9 protein-coding genes are annotated in these 10,954 nt (G+C 68.1%); 4 read left to right on the top strand and 5 right to left on the bottom strand.

The annotated features are described in order from the left end of the window. Both PNO31109_RS22065 and PNO31109_RS18215 read right to left on the bottom strand, forming a co-directional pair. On the bottom strand, window positions 1-249 hold a 249-nt coding region (locus PNO31109_RS22065), incomplete at its 3' end, for a hypothetical protein (protein WP_217433191.1). A gap of 354 nt (window positions 250-603) precedes the next feature. Continuing rightward, window positions 604-1,560 (bottom strand): LysR family transcriptional regulator, encoded by a 957-nt coding sequence (locus PNO31109_RS18215; protein WP_150556873.1) that lies wholly within the window; start codon window positions 1,558-1,560, stop codon window positions 604-606. Window positions 1,561-1,854: 294 nt separating this feature from the next. Here PNO31109_RS18215 and PNO31109_RS18210 point away from each other — a divergent pair, with 294 nt between their 5' ends. The 4 genes from PNO31109_RS18210 to PNO31109_RS18195 are packed head-to-tail and all read left to right on the top strand — an operon-like array spanning window position 1,855 to window position 6,623. After that, window positions 1,855-3,183 (top strand): MFS transporter, encoded by a 1,329-nt coding sequence (locus PNO31109_RS18210; protein WP_150556872.1) that lies wholly within the window; start codon window positions 1,855-1,857, stop codon window positions 3,181-3,183. Beyond that, a complete protein-coding gene (locus PNO31109_RS18205; protein WP_150556871.1) occupies window positions 3,180-3,959 on the top strand; it encodes an SDR family NAD(P)-dependent oxidoreductase in 780 nt (259 codons plus the stop codon). Before PNO31109_RS18210 ends, PNO31109_RS18205 begins: the two co-directional genes overlap by 4 nt. Before the next feature lie 31 nt (window positions 3,960-3,990). Continuing rightward, complete coding sequence (gene ilvD / locus PNO31109_RS18200; protein WP_150556870.1) at window positions 3,991-5,736, top strand: dihydroxy-acid dehydratase; 1,746 nt, start codon at window positions 3,991-3,993, stop codon at window positions 5,734-5,736. Further along, window positions 5,733-6,623: an NAD(P)-dependent oxidoreductase gene (locus PNO31109_RS18195; RefSeq protein ID WP_150556869.1), complete on the top strand. Its 891-nt coding sequence runs from the start codon at window positions 5,733-5,735 to the stop codon at window positions 6,621-6,623. Before ilvD ends, PNO31109_RS18195 begins: the two co-directional genes overlap by 4 nt. 145 nt (window positions 6,624-6,768) lie before the next feature. On the opposite strand, the gene PNO31109_RS18190 is transcribed toward PNO31109_RS18195, so the two are convergent. From PNO31109_RS18190 to PNO31109_RS18180, 3 genes are all read right to left on the bottom strand, one after another. Then, window positions 6,769-8,373 carry an ABC transporter substrate-binding protein gene (locus PNO31109_RS18190; RefSeq protein ID WP_150556868.1) on the bottom strand — a complete coding sequence of 535 codons (1,605 nt, stop codon included), beginning with the start codon at window positions 8,371-8,373 and terminating at the stop codon, window positions 6,769-6,771. 128 nt (window positions 8,374-8,501) lie between these two features. Then, complete coding sequence (locus PNO31109_RS18185; RefSeq protein ID WP_150556867.1) at window positions 8,502-9,488, bottom strand: 4'-phosphopantetheinyl transferase family protein; 987 nt, start codon at window positions 9,486-9,488, stop codon at window positions 8,502-8,504. Window positions 9,489-9,817: 329 nt separating this feature from the next. Next, a complete protein-coding gene (locus tag PNO31109_RS18180) occupies window positions 9,818-10,750 on the bottom strand; it encodes an IclR family transcriptional regulator (RefSeq protein ID WP_150556866.1) in 933 nt (310 codons plus the stop codon). Between the last annotated feature and the right edge of the window lie 204 nt (window positions 10,751-10,954).

Raw genomic sequence — 10,954 nt, 5'->3', positions numbered from 1 at the left:
GCCGCCGTGGCCACCATGGCCGCTGCCGCAGCCACAGCCGCCGGCACCGCCGATACCGCCAGTGCCGATGCCGCCTGGGCCACCGAATCCGCCGAATCCTCCCACGCCAATGCCACCGCCGCCAAAACCGATACCGCCCCCTCCGCCGCGCCCGCCGCCGCCACCCGCGGCATGGGACGCATGGATCGAAATGCCGCAAAGCATGACGGCTGCCGCCGCACCCACCAAAGTCGCCTTGAACCCGTTCATGGTTCCCTCCCCGCGCACGTGACGCCTCGTCTCAGAACACGCGGCACCCCGCCATAAGGTGCTGCGTTACGGCCTCAGCGCGTCAACGGGAAAACGCGGGCAATAGGGAGCCCGCCCGTGCCAACGTGCACAGGAGAGCCTTGCCAACGACCTGCGGGAATTCCGGGTTGGCGCTTCGCCATACGCGATTCACATACGCGAATTCCGTGCCAATCGCCTCAACCCATTGATTTGCAAAGAACTAATAGCTCAACTTGCGAGATATCGCGACGCATCGTGCGGAAAATGTATCGTTCATGAAACGCTTAAATTCCCGCAACTCGCCCGCGTCGCACAGGCGCATCGCGCCGCAGGTCAGTTTGCCTCGATCAGTTCCGCCGACGACTCGCGAAGGCATGCAGCGAACAGCTCCGCCGCCGGCGGCATTGTGTCTTCACGCCAATACAGAATCGCTTCGCCCAGGGGCGCGAGCGGCGGGAGGGGCAGCACGCGCATCGTGCCGCGCTGCACGTAGCGCCGCGCGAGCGAGAGCGGCAGGATAGACACGAAGTCGCCGCCACGCAGCAGCGACAGGTTCAGCGCCAGTGAACTGGACTCGATCGCCGGGCGCTGCAGCGCCACGCCGTGCTCGGCCAGAATTTGCGCCATCGTCGCGAAGGCCGGCGAGCCGCGCATCGGCGTGATCCAGCGCATTTCCCGCAGATCGTCCCAACTCACCGGCGTGTCCGGGCCGCCCAGCGCATGCCGCGCGCCGACCACGAAGACAAACGGTTCGTGATGCAGCGATTCGTGCCGCATCACCGGCAAGTGTCCGGCCACGCGATTGCGCCCGAGCGCGAGATCGAGATTGCCCTCGTCCATCATCTTGAGCAGCCGGTCCAGCGTGGCTTCGACGAACGAGAAGGATGCCGTGGGCGCGCGGCGCGTGAACAGTTCCACGGCGTGCGCGATTAGCGGTTGCGGAATCGTCACGACCGCACCAAAGCGCACATGCCCGGCCGTGCCGGCCGCGAGCGCGCTGACGTCGCGCCGCGCCAGTTCGATCTGCCGAAGAATCTCGCGGCCGCGCTCGACCAGCACGCGCCCGATGCCGGTGAGCTCGACGGCGTTGCCCACGCGGCGCAGCACCGGCGTGCCGAGCGCCTCTTCGATCTCCGCAATCTGCTTGGAGATGGCAGGCTGCGTGACGTGGAAGGCCGCCGCCACGCGCGTGACCTGACGCAGTTCGCCCAGCGTCACCAGAATGCGCAGGTGCCCGAGCTTCAGGCCACTGCGAAAAAAACGTTCTATCGAATTGTCGGTCGTGGACATGGCGTGATCTCGAAGACGCCGGAGACGCGGCACGCGCCCCCATAGGCCCGACATCATAACCAAACGGTAATACCGAGTGCGCAAAGTGTGATTTGCCGCCCGGGCGGCTCGCGTCTTACTCTTCGATCGGGCAACGCCGTGGTGTCGGAGTCTTTCACCACCCGAACGGCCGCCGGCGCCGAGAGGCCGGACCACCCCTGGTGAGACACACGCATAACCGAATGCGCGGCACACCCCGGCGACTGCCCGATAACTCGACGTGCCCGACGGCACGCATTCACGGAGACAACACTCATGAGCACGTCACTTTCCGGCGGCGCGCAGCCGCATGCGGGCGCGGGCGCCATACTGGACCCCGCGCAGCGCGAGGCTCTGTACCGCAAGCTGACCTGGCGCATCATTCCTTTCCTGTTCCTCGCGTTCATCGTCGCGTACATCGATCGCGTGAATGTGAGCTTCGCGAAACTGCAAATGCTCTCGGACCTGTCGCTGTCCGAGACGGTGTACGGGGCCGGGGCGGGCGTGTTTTTTCTGGGCTATTTCCTGTTCGAGGTGCCGAGCAACCTGATTCTGCATCGCGTGGGCGCACGCATGTGGATTGCCCGCATCATGGTCACGTGGTCGATCATCTCGTGCCTCACGATGTTCACGCAGGGCCCGGTGTCGTTCTACGTGCTGCGCTTCGCGCTGGGCGTGGCCGAGGCCGGCTTCTTTCCCGGCATCGTGCTTTACCTGTCGACATGGTTTCCGTCGAGCAAGCGCTCGCAGATCATCGCGCTCTTCATGGTGGCGATCCCGGTCTCGGGCGCCATCGGCGGGCCGGTCTCGGGCTGGATCATGCAGCAGTTCGGCGGTCTGCACGGCTTTGCCGGCTGGCAGTGGCTGTTCCTCATCGAAGGGGTGGCGTCGCTGCTCGTGGGCATTGCCGCGTTTTTCGTGCTGCAGGACCGGATCGAGACGGTGAAGTGGCTGAGCGCCGACGAGAAGCGCCTGCTCGCGCAGGATCTCGCGGCGGACGATCGCACGCGCGCGCATCACAGCGTGCGGCAGGTGTTCGGCAGCGGCAAGGTGTGGCTGCTCGGCCTGCTCTACTTCTGCATCGCGATGGGCAACTACGGCCTCGTGTTCTGGCTGCCGACGATGATCCGCGCGGCCGGCGTCGCCAATCTCGGCAACATCGGTCTGCTCTCGGCGGTTCCCTCGCTGGTGAGCGCCGTGGCGATGATCCTGGTCGCACGCCACGCCGACCGGCACGACGAGCGCCGCGTGCACGTGGCCGTGTGCTGCCTGCTCGGCGCGGGCGGCATGCTCGCATCCGTGCTGCTCGCCGCACATCTGTGGTGGTCGATCGCGGCGCTCATTGTCGCGGCGATCGGCATCAATTCGATCGCGCCGGTGTTCTGGGGCATTCCCACGGCGATGATGGGCGGCGCGGGCGCGGCGGCCGCCATCGCGCTGATCAATTCGACGGGCAATCTCGCGGGCTTCGTCAGTCCGTATGTCATCGGCTTTCTGAAGGACACTACCGGCGAGCTGCTGCCGGGCATGATCGTGCTCGCCTGCGTGCTCGCCGCGGGCGCCGTCATCGTGCTGTCGCTCAAGCCGCAACGGAGCCGGGCATGAGCGCTCCCGTGTGCCTGGTCACCGGCGCCGCGACCGGCATCGGCGCGGCCACCGCCCTGCGCTTCGCTCGGGGCGGCTGGGCGGTGGCCATCAACAATTTCGACGACAGCACCCGCGCGGCGGCCGAAGCCGTCGCCGCGCAGTGCGGCGAGGCCGGCGCGCCGACGCTGGTGATCGACGCCGACGTCGGCGACGACGCCGCCTGCCGCCGCATGGTCAAGGCCGTCGCCTCGCGCTGGGGGCGACTCGACGCCCTCGTGAACAGTGCCGGCACGACGCGCGTGATTCCGCACGGCGATCTCGAAGCCCTCGACGCCACCGAGTTCGAGCGCGTCTATCGCGTGAACCTCATCGGCATGTTCCAGATGACGCGCGCCGCCTCCGGCCTGCTGCGCGAGCGCACGGCGGCAGCGCCGTCGGCGTCCGTCGTCAATATTTCGTCGCTGGCCTCGCTCAACGGCACCGGGTCGTCAATCGCGTATGCGGCGTCCAAGGGCGCGGTCAACGCCCTCACGCTGTCGCTCGCGCGCAATCTGGCGCCGCGCGTGCGCGTGAACGCCATTGCGCCGGGCATGGTCGACGACGGGCTGCTGCGCCGCACCCTCGGCGACGACGCTTACGCGCGCGTGCTCGAGAGCATGCGCGAGAACGCACCGCTCGGGCGCGTCTCGCAGCCCTCGGAAATCGCCGAACTCGCCTGGTTCCTGGCCGCGCACGCGCCGGCCATGACCGGACAGGTGCTCGCCATCGAGAACGGGCTGCTGCTCAATACCTGAGCCTCACGACACGATTCAAGGACGTCCCCCAATGACAGACCTGCACAAACATCGCTCGCGCACGGTGACCGAGGGCATCACGCGCACGCCGCACCGCGCCTTCCTGCGCGCCACCGGTCTCGACGACGACGCCATCGACAAGCCGTTCGTGGCCGTCGTCGACACGTTCGGCGAGAACACGCCGTGCTCGATGTCGCTCAACCAGATCTCGGACAACGTGCGGCTCGGCGTGGCCGCCGGCGGCGGCGTGCCGATTCGCGGCTCGGCCATCTCGGTGTCGGACGGCACGTCGATGAACCACTCGGGCATGCGCTTCTCGCTGGTCTCACGCGAGACGATCGCCGACAGCGTGGAGCTCTTCGTGCGCGCGCACTGCTACGACGCGCTCGTCGGCGTGGCGGGCTGCGACAAGACGCTGCCCGGCATTCTGATGGGCATGGTGCGCGTGAACGTGCCGGGGGTGTTCCTGTTCGGCGGGGCCATGCTGCCGGGCGTGGCGCCCGACGGATCGCAGGCGACGATTCTCACGGCCATCGAAGCGGTAGGCACAGCGCAGCGCGGCGACATGTCGGTCGAGACGCTGCGCGGCATCGAAAAGCGCTGCACGCCGACGGCGGGCTCCTGCCCCGGCCAGTTCACCGCCAATACGATGGCCATGGTGGCCGAAGTCCTCGGTCTTGCACCGCTGGGCTCCGCGATGGTGCCCGCCGTGTACAGCGAGCGCATCGCCATCGCGCGGCGTGCGGGGCAGAACGTCATGCGAGCGCTGCGCAACGGCGGGCCGCTGCCGCGCGATCTGGTCACGCGCAAAAGCCTGGAGAACGCCTGCGCGGCGGTGGCCGCAACGGGCGGATCGACCAACGCCATGCTGCACATCCCCGCCATCGCGCACGAGGCCGGCATACGCTTCACGCTGGACGACGTGTCCGAGGTACTCGCCCGCACGCCGCTCATTGGCGACATGCAGCCGGGCGGCCGTTATCTGGCCGTCGATCTGCACCATGTGGGCGGCGTGCCCGCCGTGCTCAATGCATTGCTCGCCGGCGGCCACGTTCACGGCGACACGCTCACGCAAAGCGGCGAGACGCTCGAGGCCGCGCTGCGCGCGTTTCCCGGCCCGGACGGCCGCGTCGTCAAACCGCACACCGAGCCGCTCTCGCCCAACGCCGGGCTCGTGGTGCTGCGCGGCAATCTGGCGCCCGATGGCGCCGCGCTCAAGACCGCCGGCCTCAAGCAACTGGTCTTCTCGGGCACGGCGCGCGTGTTCGAGACGGAAGAAGCGTGCATGGCCGTGGTGTCGGCGCGAACCTACCGCGAAGGCGATGTGCTCGTGATCCGCAACGAAGGTCCGAAGGGCGGGCCGGGCATGCGCGAAATGCTGAGCGTGACGGCAGCAATCTACGGTCAGGGCATGGGGGAAAAGGTGGCGCTGCTCACCGATGGCCGCTTCTCGGGCGCCACGCGCGGCATGTGCATCGGCTATGTCGGGCCGGAGGCGGCCGCGGGCGGGCCGATCGGGCTGCTGCGCGACGGCGACCGCATCCACATCGACGCCATCCGGGGTAAGCTCGAGGTCGAACTCTCCGACGAGGCGCTCGCCGCACGCGCTGCCGAAACCAAACCGTTCGTGCGCGGCCGCCTTGGCGGCGTGCTCGAGAAGTACGAGGCGCTCGTGCGCCCGGCCAAGTTTGGCGCCGTCACGCATTCAGGCGCGGTGCCGTGGCCCTACGAAGCCTCGGTCGGGGAGGCGTCAACCGTCGAGGACAGGAAACGATGACTCACCCGCGTGTAGGCTTTTGCGGCATCGGCCGCATGGGCGAACCCATGGCGCAACGGCTGCTGGCCGCCGGCCATGAGGTCGCTGTCTGGAACCGTTCGGCGGCCAAGCTCGCGGGCTTGACCGACGCCGGCGCGTTGGCGTGCGTGACACCGCAGGCCCTCGGCGAATGCGTGGACGTCGCGCTGCTGTGCCTGGGCGACGGCAAGGCCGTGGAAGACGTGGTTTTCGGCGAGCACGGTCTCGTGCATGCCGCCACGCCGCCGCGTTATCTCGTCGATCATTCGACACTCTCGCCCGCCCTCACGCGCACGCTCGCGAAACGCTGGGCCGAGGCGACGGGCCACGTCTGGATCGACGCGCCGGTCTCCGGCGGCACCGGTGGCGCCCAGGCGGGCACGCTCGCGATCATGGCCGGGGGTCCGGCCGACGCCATCGAGGCCGTCACGCCGGTGCTGCGTGCTTTCGCTGCGCGCGTGACGCGCATGGGTGACGTGGGCGCCGGCCAGACGACGAAACTTGCCAATCAGGCCATCGTGGCAACCACGCTCGCCGGGCTGGCCGAGGCCTTCGTGCTGGCCAAGCGCAGCGGCATCGACACGGCAGCCGTGCCGTCGGCGTTGCAGGGCGGGTGGGCCGATTCGGTGCTGCTGCAAACGCTCTGGCCGCGCATGGTCACGCCACCCGAGCACGCGAGCGGGACCGTGCGCGTAATGCTCAAGGATCTCGATGCGATTGCCGAACTGACGCACACGAGCGCGACCGTGCAACGCGTGTTGCCTGAAGTGCGCCGTCTGCTCAAGGACGCCGCGCAGCGCGGCATGGCGGACTGGGATCTGTCGCAGATTTTCCGGATTGGCGAAGCGGAGAGCGCACCGCACGCCTGAGCCCCTTGGTCACCGGGGCCAGGCCGCGCGGGCCGCGCGCCCGCGTTGCGCGCCCGCGTAGCGCCGTCGAACCACCGGCTCGCGGCGGCCGGGGCGCCGACGGCCGCATCCCGGCATGACCGCCGGGAGATGCGGCTCTGGCGGCTTACTTCACTTTCACGCTCGCGAAGTTCTGGCGGCCGAACGGGCTGACCTGATAGCCCGTGACTTCGGCACGCGTGATCACCGCGGCCACCGGATGCGCCAGCGGAATCCACAGCGCGTCTTCCTTGATGGTCTTCTGCGCGGCCTGGTACTTGGCGGTGCGTGCGGCAATGTCGTGCGTGCGCTTGCCGTCGCTGATCAGCTTGTCGAGATTGGCGTCGCAGAAGCGGGCGAAGTTCGTGCCCGACGTCACGGCCGCGCAACTGAATTGCGGCGTGAGGAAGTTGTCGGGATCGCCGTTGTCGCCTGACCAGCCCATGAACAGCAGATCATGCTCGCCGGCCTTGCCGCGGCGGATGAGCTCGCCCCACTCGACCGTCTTGATCTGCGCGCGCACGCCGATCTTCGCCAGGTCGCTTTGCAGCATCTCGGCGCCCACGCGCGGGTTCGGGTTGAGCAGGCTGCCGCCCGGACGCGTCCAGATCGTCGTCTCGAAACCCTCGGGCAAACCCGCCTCGGCGAGCAGCTTCTTCGCCTTCTCGACGCTGTGCGGATAGTCCGCGATGTTCTTCGCATAGCTCCACGTATTCGGCGGATACACGTTGACCGCCGGCGTCGCCGTGCCCTCGAAAACCTGCTTCACGTAGCTCGGCTTGTCGAATGCGATGTTCAGCGCCTGGCGCACGCGCACGTCGTTGAGCGGCTTGTGCTGCGTGTTGATGGCGACGAAGGCCGTCATGAACGCGGGCGTCTCCACCACGCGCAACGCCTTGTCGCTGCGTGCGGCCTGCACGTCGAGCGGCTTGGGCGAGAGCGCGATCTGGCACTCGCCCACCTTGACCTTCTGCGCACGCACGGCGGCGTCGGGCACGATCGTGTAGATGAGGCGCTCGGAAGCGGGTGCGCCGCCGAAGTAGGCCTTGTTGGCGTCGTAACGCACGACGCTGTCCTTCTGATAGCTGCGGAATACGAACGGTCCGGTGCCGATCGGACGTGCGTTGAGGTCGTCGGTCCTGCTCGCGGCAATGAGCTTGTCCGCATACTCGGCCGAGTAGATCGACGCGAAGCCCATCGAGAGCATCGACAGGAACGTGGCCTCGGGCTCGGACAGCGTAAAGCGCACCGTATTGGCGTCGACCTTCTGCACGGACTTGATCAGCTTGCCGAGCGAGAGCGACTGCGCGTGCGGGAAACCCGACGGCGTGAGCTTGTGCCACGGCGCGTTGTCGTCGAGCATGCGATCGAAGGTGAAGACGACATCGTCGGCGTTGAACGGCCGCGTCGGCTTGAAAAGATCGTTGCTGTGGAAGCTGACGTTCGGGCGCAGCGTGAACGTGTAGGTCAGACCGTCGGGGCTCACTTCCCACTTGGTCGCCAGGCTCGGCACCACCTTCGCTTGCGCGGCGTCGAATTCGACCAGGCGGTTGAATACCGGGTCTGCGGACGCGTTGGTCGTGGTAAGCGAGTTGTAGCGCACGACGTCGAAGCCTTCGGGACTGGCTTCGGTGCATACGGTAAGGGCTTTGGCGTGAGCCGCGAGCGGGACGAGCGGCAGTGACAGGACAGTCAGAACGGCGGCGAGAGTATGACGCGAGCTACGACGCATGAGCTTCTTCTCCAGGAAGTCGATGGCGGATGGCACAACAACGGCGCAGAATAGCGCAAATTCAGGACACCTGCCGTTCTCGCGCCGCATATCCATATATCGACGGTGCGCAATGCCGAAGCCGCCCGTCAATTCTGCCAACCGAACGCGCACACCCGGTGCACGAAGCTGTCGCTCGCGACAACCACCGTCAGGCGCGAACTCACGGACATGTCGTAGAGATATCGCGTGCGTCCTGCGTAGGGCACGCTGACGTAGGGATGGGCGAGCAATGGTATGTCGGCGCCCGGTGCGCACGCGTCCCCTTGGCTTGCGCCACTTTCTGCGCCCCCTCCGACCCCTTCGCTTCCCTCGCCCGCCAAGCGGGCCAGGCACAGCCGGTGTGCCGCGTCCCGCGACCGTGCGAGCGGGTTGTCCGGCGCCCCGGCCGCCGCCGAGGGTGATGCCCCGTCGGCGCCGCCCGGTGCGGGCGCATGCGCGGCGAGCGCCAGCGGCCCCCGTCCGAGCGCGACGAAAAGCCATAAGCCAGCGTGCGCCACGTCGATCCAGACCCTGCCCTGCGGCCCGTCGCACGCCATCGACGACGCGCCTGGCGTGGCGTCCGGCACGGGCGCCTGGGCGGGCGGGCAGCGGAACCAGCGGCCAAAGATCCAGCGCATCGCAATGCGCTCGGCAAGAAAGCGATGGCGCATCTGCGTGCGTGGCAAGCGCCGCGCGTGCGCGTGTTCGGCCGTCGAAAGCCAGGTGGCGCCATCGTCGGGGCCGCCGGCGGCCGCGCCTGTCGCGACGAACGGGCGCCCGGCGAGCAAAAAGCGCCAGAGCCACAGTTCGTCACCGGCACAGTGGGGAAGCGGTGACGAGGCGGCCGCGGCGGCTCCGCTTGCTGCCCCGCCTGCTGCTCCGCTTGCTGCTCCGCTCGCTGCGCCGCCTGCTGCCCCACCCACCGCGCCACTTGCTGCCCCGGCCTCATGGCCCGCGAGGGCGCGGGGGTGCCCGCTGCCTGTCAGCTTCCGCTCGCCCTGCCCGAATTGCCCCAGCGGCACATACATGAGCGACGGCGTCGGGATCGAGGCCACGCGCGGCGTCCGATCGAGTGTTCGTTTCAGCATCAACATTTACGGCCTCCACGGACGAGGTCTCCCATGACGCCGCCCGCGCTTGCCTCGGTGCGCCCGGCCTCGCTTGCGAGCATCGGGCGCGTCGGGGCCGGCGCGGGCGCCGGACAACGGTGCGTCATCGGCGGCCATGCCTGCAATCAAAATTGCAAATGAGAATCATTATCAAATGATAGCACAAGGACGCCCGTCATCAGCGTGGCGAAAGGCCTGGGAATGACGCGGTTCGGGCAACGGCCGGCCCCACGACCGTATCCGCCGCCAGAGGGCGAGAAACGCAGGAAATGCCGGAGACGCCCGAGGCAGGATCCGGGGCCGGCGCCCCGAGTTCAGGCGCCGGAGGGCAGTGGCGGCCGGTAGCCGAGGGCGTGGCTTGCGGCCAGCGCCTCGCGCCGCACGGCCTCGCCGATGGGACCGTCCATGCGAGCATCGAAGCCACCGGTCGCACCCAGCGCCGTGATGACGCCGACGAGCCTGCCGTCGTAATTGAAGACAGGGGCGGCCAGCGCGCTGATGCCGGTGAGATTGGTGTCGCGCACGCTCGCGGCCTGCGTCGCGCGCACCGATGCCCGCAAGGCGCCAATCGGGTCGACCGGATCGAGCTCGGCCCGGTGCTCGGGTGTCGCGCCGGCAAGTTCGCGCTCGGCCATTGCCAGCACCTGTGGATCGTCGAGCAGACCGAGGAACACGCGGCCGGTGGCCGACCACAGCACGGACATGACCGAGCCGATACGCACGTTGATCGTCACCGGCAGCCCCGGCTCCTCGAAGCGCACGATGGTCGGCCCCTTGTTGCCCATCACCGCAATGAAGCAGGTGACGTCGAACGCCTCGCGCAGACGCACCAGCGCGGGCTCCGCCGCGCGCACCGGGTCTGCCTGGCGCATGGCGGCCACGCCGATCAGCATGGCTTCGAGACCGAGGTAATAGTGTTGAGAATCGGCGTCCTGGGCGACCAGCCCCTCCTCCACCAGACTCATCAGATAACGGTGGACCTTGGCAGGGCTCTGCTGCACGTGCTGCGCCAGCATGGTTAGGCTCGCCCGACCGCCCAGGCGGGCCAGTCCCTTGAGCACGACCATGCCGGTCTCGGCCGATTGCACGCGCTGGCGCCGTCCGCGCTCGCGGGGTGCGCCGGCGCCGTCCGCATGGCTCGCGTCTTCGGCAGCGTCGAGGCCGGAGGCGCCGACGCCGCCGGCCGTGCGGGAGAGCGAGGCGGCGCTGCGCGGGCGGCCGACTGTGGATCGTTTGATTGTCGTCATCGGCGAGATTTTAAGATGCAAATCGACGGCGCCCGACATGGGCGCGTCTAGAGGTTAACCCCAGTCCACCGATTTACGCAATGCGTATTATATTTACGCTTATCAGATCAAGAGAATGCGACTCCCTGTCAGCGCGAGACCCGCGGTATCAGACAAATCGCATCGAATGAGGAGACGTCCGGGCCGGCGCCACCGCGGTTCACG

The organism is Pandoraea nosoerga (assembly GCF_902459585.1).
Classification (GTDB): Bacteria; Pseudomonadota; Gammaproteobacteria; order Burkholderiales; family Burkholderiaceae; genus Pandoraea; species Pandoraea nosoerga.
This window is presented reverse-complemented; position numbering and strand designations above follow the sequence as displayed.